We start from the raw sequence: 21,809 nt of genomic DNA, 5'->3' as shown, positions 1-21,809 counted from the left end.
GATGATCAGTAGAAAGCAGGTATCTCAATTTGTAGTATTTTAGAAGTCTCTAGCTAAATCAACCACATGAAAAAGTACATGATCATTTCCCTGGTATCGCTGATCACCTGGTACCAGCTTCCTGCACAAAGCCTTGATTCCCTTTTTGAACCGGCCGTTTACCGAAATATCGGACCATTCAGAGGCGGACGAGCCAATGGATCCTCAGGGGTTATCGGAGACCCCCTGACCTATTACATGGGCACCACCGGCGGAGGGGTATGGAAGACCACCGATGGCGGCCAATACTGGAAAAACGTTTCAGACGGATATTTCAAAACCGGCTCTGTCGGAGCAGTCTCGGTTTCAGAAAGTCATCCCAATATCGTTTACGTCGGAATGGGAGAACATGCGCCACGGGGCGTGATGACCTCCTATGGAGATGGTGTCTACAAATCTACCGATGCGGGAAAGACATGGACGCATCTCGGACTCGAAGAAACACGCCATATATCACGTATCATTATTCATCCCGATAATCCTGACATTGTTTGGGTGGCAGCCCAGGGAGCCCTCCACGGCCCCAATAAAGAGCGTGGGATCTATAAATCGACCGATGGTGGAGAAACCTGGAAGCAGGTGCTGTACGTTAATGACCTGACCGGTGCCAGTGAACTTTCGATCGATTACAGCAATCCGCAGGTACTGTACGCCTCGATGTGGGAACACCTGCGAAAGCCATGGCAGGTTGTCAGTGGCGGGGAAGGCAGCGGACTCTATAAATCGACCGATGGTGGTGAGACCTGGTTCACCATTGAAAACGGGATCCCTGAGGAAAAGGGAAAAATGGCCATAGCTGTTTCCAGAGCCAATCCCAAAAGAGTCTACGCCCTGATAGAAAGCGATTCGGAAAAGGAAAAAGGCGGACTCTTCCTTTCAACCAATGGTGGGGAAAGCTGGAGCCGGGTAAGCGATGATCACAGACTGATACAAAGAGCCTGGTATTATATCGAGGTGTTTCCCGATCCGGTCGACGAACATACGGTATACGTGCTGAGTGCTTCCTTTTATAAATCGATAGACGGCGGAAAGACCTGGGAAGAGATCAATACCCATCATGGCGATTACCATGACTTGTGGATCAATCCTGAGAATAACCAGAACATGGTGGTTACCGATGATGGCGGTGCAGAGGTCACCTTTGACGGCGGTGAAACCTGGTCGGCCCAGGACCGTATGCCTACCGCACAGTTCTACCGGGTCATCACCGACAATCTGTTCCCGTATAACATCTATGGCGGACAACAGGACAATACCTCGGTGAAGATCGCCAGTATGGCCGTTGGTAGCGGAGGTATCGGAAGGGAGAACTGGAGCCCCTCTGCAGGAGGGGAAAGTGCATTTCTGGCCTTTGATCCGGATAATCCGGTCAAGGTTATGGGAGGAAGTTACCTCGGTACTATTGAACTTCTGGACACCCGGGCCATGGCGTCTACCAATATCATGATCGAACCCAATCTGTATCTCGGTCTTCCGGCCCGTGAAATGAAGTACCTCTATAACTGGAACGCCCCCATTATCAAATCACAACATGAAGAAGATACCTGGTATCATTGTGCCCAGTATGTATTGAGAACCAGTGACCAGGGTGAAAGCTGGGAAGTGATATCTCCCGACCTGACCACCAATACAGACAGCAAGCAGGGTAAAGGTGGTGCTCCTTACACAAATGAGGCCGTGGGAGCCGAAAACTACGGAACCATCAGTTACATCATCGAATCTCCGCACGAAGCCGGAGTGATGTACACCGGAAGTGACGACGGACTCGTTCATATTACCCGTGACAACGGGGAGACCTGGCAAAACATTACGCCTCGAAATATGCCGGAAACCCTTGTCAATGCCATAGAAGTTTCACCGCATGACCCGGCAACGGTATACCTGGCAACCACGCGTTATAAATTCAATGACCACACCCCGTCGCTCTACAAGAGTACGAACTATGGTAAAAGCTGGACTCAGATCTCTGAAGGCATTCCCGTGGGATCTTACACCCGGGTAGTACGCGAAGATACAGGGAGAAAAGACCTGTTGATCGCAGGAACAGAAACCGGAATATTTGTGTCATTTAACGGTGGCCGTAATTGGGAACCCTTCCAGCTTAACCTGCCGGTGGTACCAATAACTGACCTGGCGGTGAAGGGCAATGACCTCGTTGTCGCTACTCAGGGACGGTCTTTCTGGATCTTTGACGATATGCCCCTGCTCAGACAATATGAAGAAGACAACAACGCATTAAAGCTCTATCAACCGGAACCGGCCATGATGTCGAACTGGTACAGCAGTATGAATGCCTCTAACCCTTCCGGCACGAATAACAGTGAAGGTGTGAATCCCGCCAGCGGAATGGTGATCTATTATCACCTTCCGGAAGAATTAACCGAAAAAAACCTGACGCTGGAGATACGAGCGAAAGATGGAAGCCTTGTTCGAAGCTTCAGTTCAGAGGCTGATACGAAATACGTTTCCTATGAAGGAGCCCCCTCAGCAAAGTCTTTGCTTTCTAAAGAACCCGGATTGAACCGCTTTGTATGGGATATGCGACATACCATGCTCAAAGGAGCTCCGGAGGTGTACATCGAAGGTAGTTTCAGAGGTCATAAAGCCATACCTGGGGAATATATGCTGGAATTGAAAGCGGGCGAAGAACAGCAAACCATTCCTGCCGGGATCATCGGAAATCCATTGATCCCGACTACTCCGGAGGAATATGCTGAATACCATCAGTTCATGACTGCGGCTGAGAAGAAGTATAATGAAATGACTGAGATGACGAATAGCCTGTATAAACAACAGCAACAACTCTCGCAGGTCAAAGATGCTCTTGATAAGGATGATCAGAAGGATTTAATTTCAGAAATCAACAGTCTGCTGGAAGAAATGAAAGCATTCGATGCGACCATGGTGCAGCGCTTATCAAAGGCTTACGATGACGTTGAGAACTACAGGAACGGCTTTACGGCGCATTATCTTACCGCCATCAACCAGACCGACAGCGGCATTCCTTTAGTTACTGAAGGCGCCAAGGCGAGAATGGCCGAACTCAACCAGCAGTGGGAACAGTACCGCAGTGAAGGAAAGACCCTTCTGGAAGAAAAGATTCCTGCACTGAACAAGTCACTATACGAGGCCGGTATCGGGGCCATACGCTAAAGGTTAAATGATAATCTCATTGTAAAAGGCTGCCCTCTGGGGGCAGCCTTTTTTGATTCAAGCAATTTGCGGGTAGAGAGTTGTATCTCTCATGACAATTTAGGATTTTCCCTTTGCGCTGCTTTCCCACCTGAATGTTTGACTGCCTGATCATCTCACCATCTCACTTATAAAAACATATCCACCCCGCCCTGCAAGCAGGACATCTTAATGCCAGATTTCAAGATAAACTTCTATATCCCCCCTCAGGCTTGCAGCCAGCTCCCCCCGGGAGGGGGAGCAGAAGGGATTTCAAAATTACATCCTTCACCTTCCCCCAAAAGGGGAAGGTGGCAGCACTGCAGTGCTGACGGAAGGGGGTGTCAGTATCTTCAGGCGAATATCAGACCATCTCACTATCTCACCATCTCACCGCTTCACTACTTCATCACCCCATAACCCCATAACCCCATAACCCCATAACCCCATAAGCAAAAAAATCATGTAAAGTCTTGTTTACATTTCAAAAAATACCATATATTTGTGTCAAGTTTAATTGACATTATGTCTACAACACCTAACAAATGAAAGAAGAAAACAAAAATTTCAAGGCGCAGACGCTGCGCAATACCAAAAACCTTTCTTACTGGACTATGGCATGGGTAGCAACCATGGCGGTGGCGTCCTTCGGACCTGAATTTATCTGGGATTATGACAAAGTCTACAGCGGGATTGCCATCGGCTTGAATATAGCTGTGGGTATTGGGATGATCCTTGCCAACCGGAAGTTCCTTTTAGGTCTGGATGAATTGCAACGAAAGATTCATATGGATGCAATGGCGATCGCCCTGGGCGTGGCTGTTGTAGGTGGCTTATCATACTCTTTACTCGATGTCACCAACATTATTTCAGCCGATGCCGAGATCTCAGGTTTGGTTATTCTTATCGGATTGACCTACCTGGTATCGGTGGTTATTAACTCAAAACGTTACTCATGAAGAACCGGTTGAAAGTATTACGAGCTGAGCATGATATGACCCAACAACAGCTGGCAGATGCCCTGGGGGTATCCCGGCAAACCATCAACGCCATCGAAAAAGGGAAGTTCGACCCCAGTCTTCCGTTGGCATTCAAGATGTCGTACTTGTTTAATCGGTCCATTGAACGTATCTTTGAATACGAAGAAAGTGCATCATGATACAATTGATAACCAGACTCATACAGTTTTTTATAGCTTTTACGCTTTTCTTCCTGGGATTCTTCTCCAAGTTCTTGTGATCCCCGGCAGGTTTCTTCGGGCAATTTCGGTAATTAGATCCATTTGCCAGCCAACCTTTTGAATCAGTGTGAGACTGCATTCTTATTTTTCTTATCCGCATAACCGTATACCATTTAACTGCATAACCCCAAAAAACAAAAGAGCCCCTCTTTCGAGGGGCTCTTACATTAAATTCTGAATAATTAACTTCCTATAAACTCACTAAAGGTCTGAAGTTCTATTTCATCCAGGCCTTTGCTTTTCTTTTTCAGCCTGGCCATAGTGCTTTCAGCCTCTTCCAGTCGTGATTTCAACACCTCCAGATTGGCCATATCGTTAGCCGATGGCTTATCATAGCTGCTCGCTACCTTGCTATACAGATCAGCAATGCGTTCCCGCAACTGAGGTTCAGCAGCACCCACATAGTTATCACCGGTTGTGATCACCAGGGTTTCCTTGAACTCCTGCAGTCGCTTAACGTCCTTATCCCTGCCCTGCTTTTCAGCGAGTGCAATTAGTTCGTCAAGTTCATACACCAGGTAGGCCAGTTCCTGTGACATGTCGTACAGTTCCATGGTAATGGCATCTTTCTGCTGGTAATCTTCCCGACTCATGGGGAGATCTTCGTCGAACAGCAGCTCAAAAGGTGCCTCATAGGTTTCATTACCTTTTGTCATGACCACCTTATAGGTTCCCGGCGGAACTTTCGGGGTGGTGAACCCTCCAAAGCTGAAGGTTTTACCTTTAGCCACTTTGGGTTGCTTACGGCGATAGTTCCAGGTGACTATATTGACCCCTTTCGATTTGCCGGCTCCCAGATCTGCGATCTTGTTGCCTTCCATATCCTGGATCTCCATGGCCATCTTTCCGAACACATGACGCTTCTTCAGGTAGTAACGAATCTGCACATCTTTTGAATCATTTCTACCGACGAACTGGGTTTCGGTACCGAAATTTCCGGAAAAACCGTTTTTCTCATCAATTACCGTAGGCTGAATGTCAAAGAAGTGTACTTCCTTCTCCATCACTTCCGGGGTTAGTTCCCTAAGGGCAGAAATATCATCGATGATGATCACACCCCTTCCGTGGGTTCCCATGACCAGGTCATTGGTTTGCTTCTGCAGATCGATATAGTGAACCGCTACCGCCGGCATATTATTGGTAAACTTATTCCAGGTCGTTCCGCCATCGGTTGTGATATAAAGTCCGAATTCGGTTCCGAGGAAAAGCAGATCCGGGTTTTCATAATCCTCCTGGATATTTCTGGCAAACCCTTCGATGTCTTCCGTAGCGATACTTTTCCAGCTTTTACCATAATCACTGGTCTTATACACATACACATTTTGATCGTTCATAGTATGACCGTCGAATACAGCATAGGCGGTACCGGCATCGAAACTACTGGCCTCGATATGATAGCACCATGTATTGGCCGGCAGACCGCTGATATTTTCAATGGTATTGGTCCAGCTTTTACCTCCGTCCCGGGTCACCTGTACGTTTCCGTCGTCGGTGCCCACCCAGATCACCTGCTCATCAAGCGGGGATTCTGCAATGGTAAAGATCGTGGTGTGGTTCTCTGCCCCTGAATTATCTACCGAGAGTCCGCCTGAAGCTGCCTGGTCCTGTTTGGCAGGATCATTGGTGGTCAGGTCAGGAGAAATAATCTCCCAGCTGTCTCCCATATCGTCAGAACGATGCAGGAACTGGCTACCCACATAAATGCGGTCTGCCACATGCGGACTGAGGGCGATGGGTGCATTCCAGTTAAAGCGGTATTTCACGCCTTCATCTGTCGGAAGCGGCTGAATGGTCTTTACCAGGCTACGATCTACATCATATCTCCAGATATTTTCAGCACCCTGCATTTCTGAATAAATCACATTCTTTTCAGGGTGGCGGTACACTCTGAAACCATCGCCCTGGCCTACCGAATTCCAGTCTCTGGCCGAGATACCTCCCGGTGAACGGGATGGCCCGTACCAGGAACCGTTATCCTGCAACCCGCCATAGACGTTATAAGGCTCTTCGTTATCGGTGCTGATGTGGTAAAATTGCGAGAGAGGCAGGTTTTCTACGATCTCCATGGTGGTACCACCATTCCAGGAGCGATAGACGCCTCCGTCTGTTCCCACGAACATGATATCTGAATCTTTGATATGAAAGGCGATATCATGAATATCGCTGTGCATATTACCCAAATTCTTAAAGGTTTTTCCTCCGTCTCTTGAAATAGATCCTGTGAGTCCGCCCTTCACCACCACATTCTCATCTCTCGGGTCAACAACGATCCTTGAGAAATAGAACGGACGAACGGTAATTCCGAAGTCATTGTTGAGCTGCTTCCAGCTGGCTCCGGCATCATCGCTGCGATATAATCCTTTACGGTTGTCTTCCTCTGCTTCTATAACTGTGTAGAGTACATCAGGGTTTGAGGGGGCCACTGCGATCGCCAGTCTTCCCAGGTTTCCTTCAGGAAACCCGTTATGAATCTTTTTCCAGTTCGCACCTCCGTCTGTTGACTTATACAGCGCACTGTTAGCTCCTCCAGACTCAAAAGACCAGCCGGTACGTCTGAATTCCCACATGCTGGCATAAAGGGTCGACGGATCTTTCGGATCGATGGTAAGATCGGCACATCCTGTTTTCGGATTCACATACAGAATTTGCTCCCAGGTCGCTCCTCCATCCGCAGACTTATAAACGCCACGCTCATCGCTGTCACCCCAAAGGGCGCCAAGTACCCCGACATAAATTTCATCAGGGTTTTCTGGGTTAACGATCACATTTGAGATACGTTCTGAGTTTTCAAAACCGAGTTTACTCCAGTTGGCTCCCCCGTCTTTTGAACGAAACAGTCCGCAACCCACCGATACGCTGTTTCGGGTCCAGGTCTCCCCTGTTCCCACATAGATAGTGTTGTCAGGATCAGACGGATCAACCGCCACGGCACCAATTGACTGGCAGTGCTCTTCGAAAATGGGGTTAAAAGTAGCTCCCCCGTCATTTGATTTCCAGACACCACCCCCGGCAGAGCCAAGGTATACCACCTTACTGTTGGTGGGGTGCATTTCAAGGTCATTGATACGGCCGCTCATGAGAGCCGGGCCGATATGCCGGGCACTCATGTCGCCAAATAATTCTTTTCCCCGGGTTACTGCATCACTCTGGGCATGAGATGCCACAGGTAATAACAGTATTCCGGCGAGAATCAATACTATATTTCTCATCGGTACAAGTTGTTTTGTGTGTGCTTAGTCTTGTCCGCCTTCACTGGTTTCAGGAAAAGCAAATGCTTCTTCAGACACTTCTGGGTTCAGCACAATCGATTCGATCACCAGGGGTTGTCCCTGTTGTCCCTTTACACCCTGGGTCATGGAAAACGGAAAATAAAGCCCGTCTACTTCCTGGTAATCGCTCATGGTCACCAATGAGGTTTGTCCTTTAGCAGGCCCCTGACGCACTTCGCTTTCTACAGCTATCGGCACAAAATTGTCTTTATCGAAGTAATAGAAACTTACGTCTTCTTCCTTCTGCCCATCGATGGTCAACGGTTCTTTAACCAGTTTGATCTTATAGGCTGAAGTTCCTTCTATGGTTTCTTCTCCTACGAGCTCCACAGTGTATCCCTTATCTTTATAATCGATAAAAGAATCGGGGAAATCATTGGTATTGAGTTTAAAATTTGCGGTGGTTTCGGCATCGCTCTTTTCAGGTTGCATGGTCATGAAGTTATGACTCCAGAGCGTTTCACCGTCGAATACCCCTTGTTTGATTTCTTTTCCCTGGAAGTTGATCAGGGTCATTTGTCTTCCGTCTGAAAGCTGAATGATCTCGAGCGGAATCTCCATTCCCTGCTGGTTGACCTTGGCTTTCATTTTCATGCCTTCGAGGCTTTTAAGCTTTTCTTTCCCCCCGATATTTTCAAAATAGTTGTCGAGGATCTCATCAGCGGTTTGAGCCTGGAGACCAAGGCTGAAAAGGGTAAATACCGCTGTAATAAAAACACTGAATGATTTCATTTGATTTCGTTAATAATGGTTAATAATAATGTTGATGTTAATTTCTTCAAGATAAGTAGGATACGATGATTAATTGTTACAGGAATATGAAATTATTTTTCCAAAACCCTGTAACCTGAGAAATATCAGTATCTGGCAGTAATGCATGTTCTAATTTTATATTCTAAACCAATAAAACAATGAACATCGTATCAACCGCCGAAGCGGTTTCTGTGGTCAAATCCGGCAACCGGCTCTTCATACAAGGGGCAGCCATGACTCCGAACACCCTTATCAACGCACTTTGCGAAAGACATCAGGAATTGAGTGATGTAGAGATCATTCACATTCATACTGAAGGCGTAGCTCCATATGTACATCCACCTTACAACAATGCTTTCCGGGTACGCAGCCTGTTTATGGGTGCCAATGTCAGGGATGCTGTCAATGCCGATTATGTGCCTATTTTTCTCAGCGAGATCCACTGGCTGTTCAGAAAAAAAATACTCCCTGTCGATGTAGCCTTTATCCAGGTTTCGCCCCCCGATAAACACGGTTATTGCTCCCTGGGTGTTTCTGTAGACATTACCCTGCCCGCATTACAGAACGCCAAGATCGTGGTGGCGCAAATCAATCCGAAGGTGCCCAGAACACACGGAGATGGTATTATACATATCGATCAGATCGACCGTGCCATCGAAGTCGATGAGCCCATACACGCTGCCCATCTGAAACCCGTTTCAGATACCGAAATGGCCATAGGAAAACACGTGGCATCACTTATTGAAGACGGCGCCACCCTGCAAATGGGAATCGGGAATATACCCAATGCAGTACTCAGCAATCTGGGAAATCATAAAGACCTGGGCATCCATACCGAAATGTTCTCAGATGGCATTCTTCCCCTGGTCAAAAAAGGAGTGATTAACGGATGCCGGAAGGAGGTTAAAACAGGAAAGATCGTTACCTGTTTTGCCGTCGGCAGCCAGGAACTCTATGACTTTATAGATGATAATCCGCTCGTTCATTTTAAGGAAGCGGCATATACCAACGACACAGGTATCATACGCAAGAATCCCAAGGTTACCGCGATCAACAGCGCCATAGAAATAGACCTCACCGGTCAGATCTGTGCCGACACCATAGGTGGAAGACAATATTCAGGGGTGGGCGGTCAAATGGACTTTATAAGGGGAGCCTCCCTTTCCCCCGGAGGAAAGCCCATTATCGCCATGCCATCGACCACCCGTAACGGTCAATCAAAGATCGTAAGCGCCTTAAAAGCAGGAGCCGGAGTAACCACCACCCGTGCCCACGTGCATTATGTGGTTACTGAATACGGAATCGCGAACTTGTTTGGCAAAACCCTCACGGAACGGGCGAAGGCCCTGATCGACATCGCTCATCCCGATCACCGAGAGGCATTGGCTAAAGAGGTGCTGGAGGGCGCGTTTGTATAATGTTTAGGTGAGGTAGTGAAGTGGTGAGATGGTGAGATGGTGAGATGGTGAGATGGTTATGCAGATACGAATACTGTGTCACACTGAGCCCGTCGAAGTGAGACTTACACATTGCTGATAAGTGAGGTGGTTATACAGTCCTGCCTGCCGGCAGGCAGGTATGCGGTTATGCAGATACGAATAACATGTCACACTGCCCTGAAGTATCGGGGCTGTCGAAGTAGTCAAAAGATCAGGAGGTAAGTATAAATGCCCCTTCAATCTTTTCCACTCACGACTAACGATTCACGACTCACGACTCACGACTAACCACTCCCGACTCCCGAAAAGAACAGACAAATACGATTTTCCTGTAAAAACCGTTATATTCTAACAATCAACCTGTTAAAACTTAAATTTCATCTTATGAATCAAGCAACCCGAAAAACCTGTCTGATGTATCTCTTACCAATATTGGCGGTGCTGTTTTTGTACTCCTGTAATGACGATGACGATAACGCCATTAATGACGGAACGGCTGCTGCGATAGCCGATATAGAGGCAACCATGAGTTCAGATACCTGGATCATTACTGAATACAACGATTCGGGAGTTGATGAAACCGATGACTACAATGGTTTTGTCTTCACTTTTGCCGATGACGGTACGCTGACCGCGAGCAATGGTACTGAAAGCTACGAAGGCACCTGGTCGGTCACAGCCGATGACGACAGCGATGATGATAACAGTGACGGAGATGAAGAGGACATCGATTTTAACATCTTCTTTTCCGCTCCGGAATTCCTGGCTGAACTCACCGATGACTGGGATATCAATGCTTCAACCAATCTCACCCTTGACCTGTTCGATGTCAGTGGAGGAGATGGTACCACCGATCGCCTGATCTTTGAGCGCAATTAAGATCGCTTTGCCCAAGGATCAAAAAATCATTAAGTTACGCAATCAGGCAGATAAAATACCGTATCACACTGCCCCGAAGTACCGGGGCCTTCGAAGTGGTCAAAAGATTATGAGCTAAATATAAATACCCCTTCAATCTTTTCCATTCACGACTAACCACTCCCGACTAACGATTCACGACTCACTACTTAACCAGTAACGACTACATGAAAAACCAGTTAAAAGAAATCTCTGATCGTGAAGACGTAGCCTTCCTGGTAAGGCAGTTCTATGGCAGGATCAGAAAAGATGAAGTCCTGGGGCCAATCTTTGAAAAGCAGATCACAGACTGGGAAGCACATTTCGAACTGTTAACCGACTTCTGGGAATCGCAGCTATTTCTGAGAAGGAGCTACAGGGGAAATCCCGTGGTACCCCATGTACACACAGACAAAAGTACAGGAGGCAGCATAACCATGGATCATTTCGGCAGATGGATCAATCTGTGGATCGATACCCTTGACACCTATTTTGAAGGGGAACGTGCATGGATCGCAAAGAACCGGGCAAGAAAGATGGCCACCATGTTATATCTGGAGATCTTTAAAGCCCGGGAGTGAGGTAGTCAGATAGTCAAGCAGTCAAACGGTCAGATGGTCAAGTGGTCAGATAGTGAAGTAATCAGTCGGTCTGACATTCGGCTGCAGATAATAACACCCCCTTCCGTCCATGCCTTTGGCATGGCCACCCAAGCGCCTTCTGGCTCCTTCGCTAAAATGGTTCACTGAACCATTTTTTAACGATCGGCCCTCCCCAAAAGGGGAAGGAAAACGTGTATTTACGAAAATGTGGTATACAATTCTGCTTTTGTCACACTGAGGCCCTCGAAGTGGACTTACGGAGTGCAACTAATAGTTTACAATGTGAACATTACTGTCATCCAGAGCTCCCGAAAATTTTCGGGAGCGAACGATCTGCCCATTTTTGGTGAGGTGGTGAGATAGTCAAGCAGTCAAACGGTCAGGCGGTCAAGTGGTCAGATAGTGAAGTAGTCAGTCGGCCTGACATCCGGCTGCAAATAATGACACCCCCTTCCGTCCATGCCCTTGGCATGGCCATCCAAGCGCCTTCTGGCTCCTTCGCTAAAATGGTTCACTGAACCATTTTTTAACGCTCGGCCCTCCCCAAAAGGGGAAGGAGAAGGTTTTTTTATTGGAATCTCGACAGGAAGGTGTCTGTGTCAAGCGGTGAGCCTGCCATCTTCACCAGGAGGGGATGATGATGGTTGTAAATTTGAAATCCCTTCTGCTCCCCCTCCCCGGGGCAGCTGGCTGCAAGCCTGAGGGGGAGACGAAATTCACCTTACTATTTAGTAGAAAGGCACCCTGCTTGCAAGGCGGGGTGATTAATTATAAAACTAGCTGTATGATTGTTTTATAACGCATGCCGCTTTTGGATGCAATGACCTTAATGAGAACCATTCAAAAGATCGCTTCAGTTACTCCTTTGTGTTTCTTCGTGAAGACGTATTTGGTAAGGTAGTCAAATGGTATAACAAATAGCTACGCCGTTCTTTCGATTCACGACTCACCACTCACGAAATCTCTAGTCCCTACCTGAAAGGGGTTGCCCCCCATTCCCCATTCTCTATTCTCTATTCCCCCTTCCCTATTCCCTAAAAACCTCTGCATATCGTATCTTTATAAGAAAAGAGCTAAAGAGTACTATGTCATTTTACCAGAAAGTCAGGAAACAGGTGATTCGTTTAGGCAGAACTTTTAAGGAAGCCTTTCTGAACTGGATGGATGACAGTCCGTTCAGGTGGAGCGCCATCGTAGCTTACTATGCCATCCTTTCCCTTCCTGCTTTAATGATCCTGATCCTGAACACTGTCGGATTTTTCTGGAAACGTTCAAATATCGAAGAAGAGGTTATCAGTGAGATCTCCGGCATCATGGGCGATGATACAGCCAAATCGATTGAAACCATGATCGACCAGGTATCCTACAGCCAGGATAACACCCTGCTCACCATTCTCGGTATAGCCACCCTTATTTACGGTGCCACCGGGGTATTCTATCATGTGCAGATCTCTTTCGATAAAATATGGGAAGTGGAAGAATCGGGAAATGTGGTTAGGGAGGTGCTGATACACCGGGCCAAAAGTTTCGCTTTTATCCTTATTATTGGGTTTCTGTTGCTTATCAGCTTTATCCTTACTACCCTGATCACCACTCTAAGTGAATATATCCAGCGATTTCTGGGGGATTTCTGGTACTCGCTTATGTATTACTTCGATCTGCTTTTTTCCTTTTTCATGATCACCTTGCTGTTTGCTGCTATGTTTAAGTTTCTGCCCTCACGGAGAATTCCCTGGAGATCGGTTTGGGCGGGTGGAATATGCACAGCCTTCCTATTCCTGATCGGTAAGTTCCTCTTAGGACTCTATTTCGGAAAAGCAGAACCGGGATCCACCTACGGAGCTGCCGGATCGATCGTGGTTATCATGCTGTGGGTATCTTATTCCAGCCTGATCATTTTCTACGGAGCCCATTTCACCCGGGTAACGAATATTAAAGGAAATGAAAACCGCGAAGATTCCTGACAGTAAAAATTTTATAACTCCTTTGTGCAAATATTTCTTATTAATTACTTGTTAATCAGAGTTTTATGTAACTTTAAAGAAAGTAACCAAAACCAAAAGTCACATGAAACATTTATTGTCAATTATCGCAGCCCTGCTCTTTTGCCCCCTGCTTTTTAGCCAAATATCCTATTTACAGTACCGGGTCGTCCCTGCCGATAAACAACAGGAATTCGAACAAAAAGAAACCGAACACTGGTCAAAAGTAGCCAAAGCCGCCGTTGACCAGGGAAACATGGTCAGTTGGTCGCTATGGAGAAAGGTGGGAGTCACAAACCAGGACGCTCCCAATTATGTCTTCGTCAACACTTTTGAAAGTTTGGAAAAAATGGACCCTGCCAAGGTATGGTCTGAAGAAAATCTCAGTAAGATGGGCATGAAAATGGAAGACGTGGAAACCAACTCCTTTGCACCTGTGCCGTTTGATTATTTTATGCAACTGGAAGCCATGATACCGGGTGAGTATCAGTATGCTCTCGTTAATTATGCCATGCCTACCGACCTCGCTGCCTTTATCGAAGAAAACAAAACCCTGTGGCAACCCTTACATAAATCAAATATCGAGTCAGGAAATATGGGAATGTCTTCGTGGGGCATGATGTCAGTAATCTATCCTCAGGGGCACCAGGCTCGGTTTTCAGTAATGACCTGGGACGGATTCAACTCCTTGGCCGATGCCATGAATTATCTGCGGTATCAGCCGGCCGGTGAAACCACTCAAGAATGGCAGAAAGTGATGGACCAAACCAAAATGGGTGAACTTATTCCGGATGGTTTTGTCTGGAGAGTCTTATATGAACGTGTGATGACGGTAGCTGCGGAAGAATAGCGTTTTTGGAAAATTCATACGGTGCTGGCAGTCAGTCTCCCTTGTTGAAAAAACGATTTTCGAGAACATCAAATGTTAACCATAATAATTATCGATCATAAAATTTTCTTAAACCATAATTTTTTCATTTCTATCCACGTTAGTTTATTTAATATTGATTTTAAATAAGTTAGAAATGGATGTAATAAGTAACGCTATCAAATTCGAGGAAAGCGAACCCAAGCCTAAATCTACCAGTGAACGTATCAGGTTTTCAAGAAAAGCCAAAGATTATATTCTCCGCATTAATGAGATCTATAAAAAGAACCAGGACGAGAAATTAATGGACCTGATGAAACGACTTACTGCCAGAAAAAGGCATGCCGAAAAGCGCCTGAAGGGAAAACCGCTATAGGATTCATCGATATTAAGATTCGGAAAACTGACCTGAATCGGTAACATTTAACGCTCCTTTTGCTATTTTTATGGAAATCAAGCAAAAAGGAGCGTTTGAATTTTACTTCTGTCTACAACCTTTTACTATCTGAAGACACAAAAAGTCGTGCTGAAAGGTTTATCATCGTATTATGTATCATCAGTTTCATCGCGCACCTGCTGCTCATCGCCCTGAATTATTTTGGCATTCTTGATCTGAGATCTGACCAGGGATTACTCAGCAATCCGATAGCGGCGATTTACACCCCCTTCTCCTTTATCCTTATCTACGAGGTTTACCTGCTGGTATACTATATTCCCAAGTCGATCACTTCCTACCTCAGCAAGCAGTATGAGATCATCACCCTGGTGGTCATCCGAAGGATCTTTAAAGACCTGTCGAATTTACAGCTGACCAAAGACTGGTTTGAAAACCCCAGTGACCTGCAGTTCACCTACGACATCATCACTACCCTGATTCTCTTCTTCCTGATCTTTGTTTTCTATTATATTACCCGACGAAGCAAGAACATTCAACTTGATAAACAGAATGGCCGGGCGCGGAGACTGGAAACATTTATCAGGCGTAAGAAGATACTTGCCGTGACATTGGTTCCCATACTGCTGGCACTGGCCCTGTACCGGTTTGGTAACTGGGTTTACAACAGTTTTTTTGCTGACAATGCAGAGATCGAAAGCATGATCAACCTCAACGACATCTTCTTTAATGAGTTCTTCACGATCCTGATACTGACAGACGTACTATTATTGCTGCTTTCACTCTTTCAGACAGACCGTTTTGATAAGGTCATCAGAAATTCCGGATTCATAATCTCGACTATCCTGCTCCGAATTTCATTCGGTACTGACGGGATATTAAACAATGCCCTTATCATCGTGGCAGTCTTATTCGGAGTTGCTGTGCTGTGGATTCATAACAAATACCAGGAACTGGACATACCGGAGCATTAATCAAAATTATTCCTGTCGGCAAGAGTATGTTTTTTTAATATCCGGAAGTTTTCTTTCTGTACGAGTGGATCTTTTCGAAGCTCCCATAAACGGTCCCCTGCCTTTTTTCGGCTTAGCTCCAGATCAACAAGGGGGTGCGGATAATCTTCTCCCGGTATTATGCCGTGTAACTGTTGTTCCAGGGCTGTAAATTTCCAGGGTTCATGAATCAAAGGTGCTTCAAGTGTTGCCAGCTCAGACACCCATTGCCTGATGAAGTCGCCCTCAGGATCGTGTTCCACGCTGTTCTTAACCGGGTTATAGATTCGAATCTGGTTAATTCCAGTCTCCCCTGCCTGCATCTGCAACTGCGGATAATGAATCCCGGGTTCGAAATCGAGAAAAACTGAGGCAAGGTGGTGAGATATTCGTTGCCATGGAAGCCATAAATGGTGGGTTGCAAAGGAAACCAGCATGGCTCTCATTCTGAAGTTCACATAACCGGTGGTGTTGAGGCATCTCATGGCCGCATCAACCAGCGGAAAACCGGTATTCCCCTCTTTCCAGGCATTTAATTTACGTTCATCCACCGGCTTGGATAATTGTGAATATCCCCGGTTCAGGCTTTCAAATTCCATACGATCTTCCATTTCAAATTTCTGAATGAAATGTGCCTGCCAGCGCAATCGGGAAGTAAAGGCATCCAGATCTCGTTTATTTTCACTCTTCTTCCGAACAGCTTTTGCCTGCTGCCATACCTCCCTGACCGAAAGGTTGCCCCAGGCCAGGTATGGTGATAACCGGCTGCATCCTTTTCTTGAGAGAGATGGGGAAGAAATGTTTTTGCGATACCCCTTGCATCGTGTATCAAAGAAACTCTCCAGGTATTTCAATCCTGTACTGCGTCCGCCCGGTTGAATATCGGCATGATCAGACCATGCCGGCACTGATTCTGTAAATTGCCCTTCCAGAGATCTTACCTGATCCATCGGAAGTAATGATCCCGCATCAAGCGGATTCTTAACACACTCCTCTTTCATATATGTCTCCCAGCGCTCACGCCATCCTTCCCTGTTCTTCAACCCCCGGAATACTCCGTTGTTGATCGTTTCTGTCCACGCAATCTTTTGAGTCATACAGTAATTTTTAACCTGCCTGTCCCGCTCATAGGTGACGGCAAGGCCGGTTTCCTGCATGGAATAAATACCTCTTATATGGAAATCCTTCTCAAGTGCTTTTAATGCTGAGAGCATAGTAGCCTTAACCACCAGTATCCGGCTGCCGAAAGCTGCCACTTCCTCTTGCAGCTCCTCCAGACCTTGGGCGATAAACCTGAAGTGCCGGGCTGAGTAATGTGCGTCGTGGAGCAGCATCGGTTCAAAAGCATACAGAAGCAGAACGGGACTTCCCGAATGCATCGCCTTGTAAAGCGCCTCATTATCTTGCAGCCTGAGGTCTCTCTTGAACCAAAAGAGACTTATCTCGGTTTTTTTCTTTTTCATAACAGCTTTAGAAAAATACGATTTTAGCCCTTTTAGCTATGTTAAAGAAAATCCAATCTATACCTATAAAAGTTAATCGATAAGTAAGATGTTTCTTATTTTTTAATTTTCGTTTTTGTATTATTGCTATCCAAATCTTAACCCATTTATCATGAATAAATCTTTATTGTTTTTGGCATTCACATTGGCCCTCAGCATGAGCCTTCATTCTCAGAAGAATTTAAATATCTCGGTTCGTGCCAGTCACGCCGTGGGAATTTCCAGTGAGGTGTTCAAGCTTGGAATTGACTCTGATATCAGTTACCATTCATTCGTATTAGAAAATCTAATGTTGGGTGGGAGTGTTGGTTACGGACATATATTTGTTGAATCACTGGACCGATATCCGGGAGAACTTTTCGAAGATTATAACTACGTTCCTATTTTAGCATCTGTCAAGGTATATGCCGCAGATCTTTTTTTCCTGGCTGTTCAACCCGGGTATGCCATTACTTTTCAAGATTATCGTGACAATGGTTTCATATTTCGGGCTAAGGCGGGCTACAATCTCAGCCCAAGCCTGGACGTTGTTGCTTCATACCAGGAAATCTCACAACTCAGACTCCCCACGGTGGGTCTTGGACTCAATTTCTATCTCTAATCTTATTTCTTATATATAATCCACGATTCATGAAAAATCTTTTTCTATTTATAGCCTTCTTATCAATATCCACGCTTAGTCTTTCAGCTCAAAAAAATTTAAATATTTCCGTTCAGGGCAGTCTTCCTTTTCCCAGGGAAACCAATAATCTTTACACCCATGGCATTGAAGCCGGGATCTCCTATCATACATATGTATACGAAAACCTCATGCTGGGAGGAAGTACGGGATACGGACAACTTTTCGGTGAAACGATTGCATCATTTACAGATCAAGCTGATATCGTCATTGAAGATTACAGCTATATTCCTGTTTTGGTGTCTGCAAAGGTCTATGCAGTGAATCAGCTATTCCTGAATTTGCAACCGGGATATGCCTTTGCCCTTGGAGATGATCTTGAGAGCAGTTTTATGTTCAGGGCGAATGCCGGATACAACCTCATTGAGAATCTTGACCTGTTTCTTTCTTACCAATTCCTACTGAAGTCAGAGGAGCCCATGGTAGGCCTCGGACTTAATTTTTATCCGTGATATAAAATTCAAAAAACACTAAGGCCGGGCTGTACCCGGCCTTTTTTTATTCCATACGTGGAAGCATACGTTCCTTTTTACTGCGGAACTGTTCCATATTGCGAAGGATCCTGTCCAATAATCCGATCGCATCTTCAATGTAATTTCCCTTGTTAAGCATCACACATTCCGCCTTCAATGAAGCCATGGCATCTGTGATCTCAGAGCGGGATGGCAGCCCCTTCTTGGCCAGATTCTCCAGTACCTGGGTGGCCCAGATCACGGGAACATGAGCAGCCCCGCAGATTGAAAGGATCTCCTCCTGTATCATCCCGATCTGTTCCCAACCTGTTTCCACAGCCAGATCACCACGGGCGATCATCACCCCGACCGGCCTGACCTCCATGGCAGCCAGCAGGATCTCACTCAGGTTCTCATATGCTTCCTGGGTTTCTATCTTTAATACGATCCCCAGCTTGTTTAATACTCCCAGACGCTTCAGTTCTTTTATAAGATCCCGAACATCATCAGGCGAGTTCACAAATGAAAAGTTAACGATGTCTGCATGCTTTGCTACGAATTCAAGGTCCCTCTTATCGGTCTCGGTCAGTCCGTCTATTCCCAATCGGGTCGCCGGAAAATTGATACCCTTTTCTGCTTTGAGCGATGCCCCTGACCCGGCCGCACGGGTGATCCTGACAGTGAACTTCCCGGCTTCCTTTTCAATGACCACTCCTTCGATCTTTCCATCATCAAACAACACCGGATCATTGAGTTGTACCCGGCTAAAAACACCGGGAGCGGAACAGGAAATTCGTGCCGGGGCCAGCAGTTTTCCTTCCTGATCATACAGGGAACTGCGACCCTCGATCTTATCCTTAAAAACTTCCAGTACTTCCCCCTTTTTCAGAATGACCGCTTTTTCAACTGCAGGCATCATGCCCACTCGAACCGGTCGCTCCCCACGCTTCCGAATTTCGGCTCCTGACTCGATATATACGTTTTTATCGGTCATCACACTCAGTCGATCTCCCTCAAGTCTCTTCGTCACTACTAACCTCCGCTTCTTACCCCGGGTATCGTTGAGCAGCAATTCGTCACCTGCTTTCAAACCGGACAACCACTCCCTGCCAACGGGAATTCCCTCCGTTGAAGGTGAAAAGGCATCATTGGCAATGAGTTCAAACTCCTTGCTCTTGATCATCCTGCCGGTTTCATCTTTCTTTACCCTGATCTTTTTCACACGTCTCCCGGGAGCCACAGCTCCGGTGCGAATCTTAGGGCCGGCAAGATCCATAGCAATACAGATCTTTTTGTTTTCTGCGGCGGCAGTAGTACGGAGATTATCGATGATCTTTTTCCATACTTCCGGCGAATCATGAGCACAATTGACTCGGGCGCAATCCATCCCCTTCTTCAGCATCCCTTCCACCAATTCAGGTTTATTGGCTGTTTCCGTAGGTTGGGTCACCATGATTCCAACTCTTCTGCCTTTTCTTCTAGGGCCCATAAGCTCGGTGGTATTGGTTTCAAGCAGAATTTTGGAAAAGGGAATATCGAGATGAGGGATCTTCAGAAATTCCTCCTGCCGGCCGATCAGTCCCATGAGGAGATTTCTGTTTAGCAGCAGGGAAGCCATCACATGTCCTTCTGAATGTGAAAATCCCGTGATACCCAGGTTTCTCAATGCGGTCTGGATAGCGGTAAGATCATGTTTCCGGAAGCATCGGTAATGCACGAGGTTTCGGGCGCTCTCCCGGTTCTTTTCGTGTACGCTTTCCAGGCTTTTGGCAGCCAGATCAACCGATTTCCTTACATCGGCTATGACCAGGTCGATCTTTTCGATCAACTCGTTTATCTCGTTATGATTTACTGGTATCATGGGGTGTTTTTCAGGTATGTTATCGCGGCATGCGAAGTACTATAAAAATACGAACCCCGGTGATCAGAAGAAAAGAAAATGCGTTAAATAATAAAGGCCTGATGAATCATATCAGGCCTTTTCTCATTGTTATCTGTTGCTTATTCCCAATCTGGCATAAAGGCGTTTTCAAAAAGCAATTCACGGTTAAATTCCGTATCGAAAACCAGTTTATATATAAACCTTGATGAGATACCATCGTTGGAGGTATTGGTGTAAATGATCGCTCCGTCATCAGGTGAATAGCTCGGATCCAGATCCAGAGTTCCGCTGGCCTTTTCGGTAACGAGCTCTGTTGTAGTCATGGCTGTAAGATCGTATTCAAAAATGCGGGTATCCAGCTGCCGGTACTGGTCGTTTTCGATACCGGAGACATCACGGGTATAGAGTACCTTGCTTCCGGCGATGGAGAAGTCGAGTCCGCCCAGCGCTCCGCTGACATTCTCTTCCACCACAGCTGATTCTGTTCCGGTATTCGGATCAAGCACAACGATACGTGCATTATAGCCATTACTGTTATTGGTCCTGATCACGATCTGGTCGTTCACCTCATTAGTAGCTACCTCGGTGATAAAGGCACCCGTCGGACTTTGATACACAAGGCTGGTTCCGGAGCCATCGGCATTGATGCTGTAGAGCTTATCGAAATTCGGATAATAGATCTTTGCCCCGTTGTCATACCAGGCGAAATCCAGTTCTTCCTGTCGGAATCCTGCCACCGGAATACTCCCGGTGAGCTGCCGTACCGAACTCCCGTCGGTATTCATGGTGAACAAGTGAGTTTCGGCTCCCACGGTTCTCAGGAAGGCGATTTTTCCTGCTGTATTATTCTTTCGCGGTCTGAAACTGTTGCGATCGGAAGAGGTGAGTCGATATACCTTTTCCTCCCCTTCCTGTGCTGCCTGGGCATCAGGCGCACTGTAGATCACATTGTTCCCGTCTATATTACGGGTGAACAGCACCCGATTCGCAGAAATATCAAGCGTCGTAAAACCGGCTATATCGCTGCTCACGGTTTCATTCACCCCATCGTCGGCCTTCACCTGCCAGAAATAGTTGACTCCAATTCCCAGGTTGCTAACGGTGGTAGTAGTGTCAGTAAGTTTCTCAAAGACCTGCTCTTCATTGGTCAACCCGTTTCTCAGAGTCAGGGTATATTCGATATCGTCGTCGTCATTGGCAGAGGATGACCAAACAAAAGTGATATCTGTTGACAGTCCTTCCTCCTTATCTGCCGGAGAAAGCAGCACGGGCTTTAATGGCACGAGATTCTTCGCACTGACTGAGTCCAGCTCAAAGACTACATTTACCGTCTCCCCCTCAATCACATTCGCTGCTTCAAAGGCGGTTACAAAGTCTTCCAGCTCGGCCTGTACCGAATACTCCCCGATCGAAATGTTTTCAATGGCAAAGTTTCCTTCGGCATCGGTGAAAACCGTGGTGGTTACCGGATTGGTTGATATTTTCACGTTCTCCAGCGGGGTGTTCTCACCGCTGCTCACCACCCTTCCGGTCAGGTTTCCTTCTCCGCTGACATCGATGGTTTCTTCTTCACAGCCCGGACTTAACAGGGCAATACACAGTAAACAAATAAAGGTATAAGTCTTCATCGGTATGATTCTTTTAGGCT

Annotated in this window: 17 protein-coding genes; 12 read left to right on the top strand and 5 right to left on the bottom strand. The window is 46.5% G+C overall.

The window, feature by feature from the left end; translation table 11 throughout:
* Window positions 1-66: 66 nt before the first annotated feature.
* From K7R10_RS11645 to K7R10_RS11635, 3 genes are all read left to right on the top strand, one after another.
* The gene (locus tag K7R10_RS11645) at window positions 67-3,192 is read left to right on the top strand and encodes a VPS10 domain-containing protein (RefSeq protein WP_224484894.1); all 3,126 of its coding nucleotides are present in this window, start codon (window positions 67-69) and stop codon (window positions 3,190-3,192) included.
* A gap of 563 nt (window positions 3,193-3,755) precedes the next feature.
* Window positions 3,756-4,169, top strand: coding sequence for a hypothetical protein (locus K7R10_RS11640; protein ID WP_224484893.1), 414 nt, complete (start codon window positions 3,756-3,758; stop codon window positions 4,167-4,169).
* Entirely contained in the window at window positions 4,166-4,369 is a 204-nt protein-coding gene (locus K7R10_RS11635) for a helix-turn-helix transcriptional regulator (protein ID WP_224484892.1), read from the top strand. The genes K7R10_RS11640 and K7R10_RS11635 overlap by 4 nt, the downstream gene beginning before the upstream one ends.
* Before the next feature lie 263 nt (window positions 4,370-4,632).
* On the opposite strand, the gene K7R10_RS11630 is transcribed toward K7R10_RS11635, so the two are convergent.
* Both K7R10_RS11630 and K7R10_RS11625 read right to left on the bottom strand, forming a co-directional pair.
* Window positions 4,633-7,659 carry a VPS10 domain-containing protein gene (locus K7R10_RS11630; protein WP_224484891.1) on the bottom strand — a complete coding sequence of 1,009 codons (3,027 nt, stop codon included), beginning with the start codon at window positions 7,657-7,659 and terminating at the stop codon, window positions 4,633-4,635.
* Between the two features lie 24 nt (window positions 7,660-7,683).
* Window positions 7,684-8,451: an outer membrane lipoprotein-sorting protein gene (locus K7R10_RS11625; protein ID WP_224484890.1), complete on the bottom strand. Its 768-nt coding sequence runs from the start codon at window positions 8,449-8,451 to the stop codon at window positions 7,684-7,686.
* 179 nt (window positions 8,452-8,630) lie between these two features.
* On the opposite strand from K7R10_RS11625, the gene K7R10_RS11620 reads away from it, so the two are divergent.
* The 7 genes from K7R10_RS11620 (at window position 8,631) to K7R10_RS11590 (ending at window position 15,628) form a co-directional block, all read left to right on the top strand.
* Window positions 8,631-9,890, top strand: coding sequence for an acetyl-CoA hydrolase/transferase family protein (locus K7R10_RS11620; RefSeq protein WP_224484889.1), 1,260 nt, complete (start codon window positions 8,631-8,633; stop codon window positions 9,888-9,890).
* A gap of 405 nt (window positions 9,891-10,295) precedes the next feature.
* Window positions 10,296-10,790, top strand: a complete 495-nt coding sequence (locus K7R10_RS11615; RefSeq protein ID WP_224484888.1) for a hypothetical protein — start codon at window positions 10,296-10,298, stop codon at window positions 10,788-10,790.
* 206 nt (window positions 10,791-10,996) lie between these two features.
* Window positions 10,997-11,389, top strand: a complete 393-nt coding sequence (locus K7R10_RS11610) for a group III truncated hemoglobin (RefSeq protein WP_224484887.1) — start codon at window positions 10,997-10,999, stop codon at window positions 11,387-11,389.
* A gap of 1,106 nt (window positions 11,390-12,495) precedes the next feature.
* On the top strand, window positions 12,496-13,374 hold the full coding sequence (locus K7R10_RS11605; RefSeq protein ID WP_224484886.1) for a YihY/virulence factor BrkB family protein: 879 nt from the start codon (window positions 12,496-12,498) through the stop codon (window positions 13,372-13,374).
* 103 nt (window positions 13,375-13,477) lie between these two features.
* A complete protein-coding gene (locus K7R10_RS11600; protein WP_224484885.1) occupies window positions 13,478-14,242 on the top strand; it encodes a hypothetical protein in 765 nt (254 codons plus the stop codon).
* Window positions 14,243-14,417: 175 nt separating this feature from the next.
* A complete protein-coding gene (locus tag K7R10_RS11595) occupies window positions 14,418-14,636 on the top strand; it encodes a hypothetical protein (RefSeq protein WP_224484884.1) in 219 nt (72 codons plus the stop codon).
* Window positions 14,637-14,731: 95 nt separating this feature from the next.
* Window positions 14,732-15,628 (top strand): hypothetical protein, encoded by an 897-nt coding sequence (locus tag K7R10_RS11590; protein WP_224484883.1) that lies wholly within the window; start codon window positions 14,732-14,734, stop codon window positions 15,626-15,628.
* Here the strand turns inward: K7R10_RS11590 and K7R10_RS11585 are convergent.
* Window positions 15,625-17,109, bottom strand: coding sequence for a cryptochrome/deoxyribodipyrimidine photo-lyase family protein (locus K7R10_RS11585; RefSeq protein ID WP_224484882.1), 1,485 nt, complete (start codon window positions 17,107-17,109; stop codon window positions 15,625-15,627). The genes K7R10_RS11590 and K7R10_RS11585 overlap by 4 nt on opposite strands.
* Before the next feature lie 151 nt (window positions 17,110-17,260).
* Between K7R10_RS11585 and K7R10_RS11580 the strand changes: the two genes are divergently transcribed.
* Both K7R10_RS11580 and K7R10_RS11575 read left to right on the top strand, forming a co-directional pair.
* Window positions 17,261-17,749 (top strand): hypothetical protein, encoded by a 489-nt coding sequence (locus tag K7R10_RS11580; RefSeq protein ID WP_224484881.1) that lies wholly within the window; start codon window positions 17,261-17,263, stop codon window positions 17,747-17,749.
* A 29-nt stretch (window positions 17,750-17,778) separates the two neighbouring features.
* Entirely contained in the window at window positions 17,779-18,279 is a 501-nt protein-coding gene (locus K7R10_RS11575; RefSeq protein ID WP_224484880.1) for a hypothetical protein, read from the top strand.
* Window positions 18,280-18,325: 46 nt separating this feature from the next.
* Here K7R10_RS11575 and K7R10_RS11570 read toward each other — a convergent pair whose 3' ends face one another.
* Both K7R10_RS11570 and K7R10_RS11565 read right to left on the bottom strand, forming a co-directional pair.
* Window positions 18,326-20,140, bottom strand: a complete 1,815-nt coding sequence (locus K7R10_RS11570; protein ID WP_224484879.1) for a pyruvate kinase — start codon at window positions 20,138-20,140, stop codon at window positions 18,326-18,328.
* Window positions 20,141-20,280: 140 nt separating this feature from the next.
* The gene (locus K7R10_RS11565; RefSeq protein ID WP_224484878.1) at window positions 20,281-21,789 is read right to left on the bottom strand and encodes a carboxypeptidase-like regulatory domain-containing protein; all 1,509 of its coding nucleotides are present in this window, start codon (window positions 21,787-21,789) and stop codon (window positions 20,281-20,283) included.
* Between the last annotated feature and the right edge of the window lie 20 nt (window positions 21,790-21,809).

Source organism: Robertkochia aurantiaca (assembly GCF_020166495.1).
Taxonomy (GTDB): domain Bacteria; phylum Bacteroidota; class Bacteroidia; order Flavobacteriales; family Flavobacteriaceae; genus Robertkochia; species Robertkochia aurantiaca.
The sequence above is the reverse complement of the archived record's forward strand: the minus strand, read 5'-3'. Positions and strand labels throughout refer to the sequence as shown.

Bases quoted from the DNA above. Each gene is read 5' to 3' on its own strand.
- K7R10_RS11580 (WP_224484881.1), top strand. From the start codon at position 17,261: ATGAATAAATCTTTATTGTTTTTGGCATTCACATTGGCCCTCAGCATG.
- K7R10_RS11605 (WP_224484886.1), top strand. From the start codon at position 12,496: ATGTCATTTTACCAGAAAGTCAGGAAACAGGTGATTCGTTTAGGCAGA.
- K7R10_RS11630 (WP_224484891.1), bottom strand. From the start codon at position 7,659: ATGAGAAATATAGTATTGATTCTCGCCGGAATACTGTTATTACCTGTG.
- K7R10_RS11610 (WP_224484887.1), top strand. From the start codon at position 10,997: ATGAAAAACCAGTTAAAAGAAATCTCTGATCGTGAAGACGTAGCCTTC.
- K7R10_RS11585 (WP_224484882.1), bottom strand. From the start codon at position 17,109: ATGAAAAAGAAAAAAACCGAGATAAGTCTCTTTTGGTTCAAGAGAGAC.
- K7R10_RS11570 (WP_224484879.1), bottom strand. From the start codon at position 20,140: ATGATACCAGTAAATCATAACGAGATAAACGAGTTGATCGAAAAGATC.
- K7R10_RS11625 (WP_224484890.1), bottom strand. From the start codon at position 8,451: ATGAAATCATTCAGTGTTTTTATTACAGCGGTATTTACCCTTTTCAGC.
- K7R10_RS11640 (WP_224484893.1), top strand. From the start codon at position 3,756: ATGAAAGAAGAAAACAAAAATTTCAAGGCGCAGACGCTGCGCAATACC.
- K7R10_RS11600 (WP_224484885.1), top strand. From the start codon at position 13,478: ATGAAACATTTATTGTCAATTATCGCAGCCCTGCTCTTTTGCCCCCTG.
- K7R10_RS11575 (WP_224484880.1), top strand. From the start codon at position 17,779: ATGAAAAATCTTTTTCTATTTATAGCCTTCTTATCAATATCCACGCTT.
- K7R10_RS11635 (WP_224484892.1), top strand. From the start codon at position 4,166: ATGAAGAACCGGTTGAAAGTATTACGAGCTGAGCATGATATGACCCAA.
- K7R10_RS11620 (WP_224484889.1), top strand. From the start codon at position 8,631: ATGAACATCGTATCAACCGCCGAAGCGGTTTCTGTGGTCAAATCCGGC.
- K7R10_RS11595 (WP_224484884.1), top strand. From the start codon at position 14,418: ATGGATGTAATAAGTAACGCTATCAAATTCGAGGAAAGCGAACCCAAG.
- K7R10_RS11565 (WP_224484878.1), bottom strand. From the start codon at position 21,789: ATGAAGACTTATACCTTTATTTGTTTACTGTGTATTGCCCTGTTAAGT.
- K7R10_RS11615 (WP_224484888.1), top strand. From the start codon at position 10,296: ATGAATCAAGCAACCCGAAAAACCTGTCTGATGTATCTCTTACCAATA.
- K7R10_RS11645 (WP_224484894.1), top strand. From the start codon at position 67: ATGAAAAAGTACATGATCATTTCCCTGGTATCGCTGATCACCTGGTAC.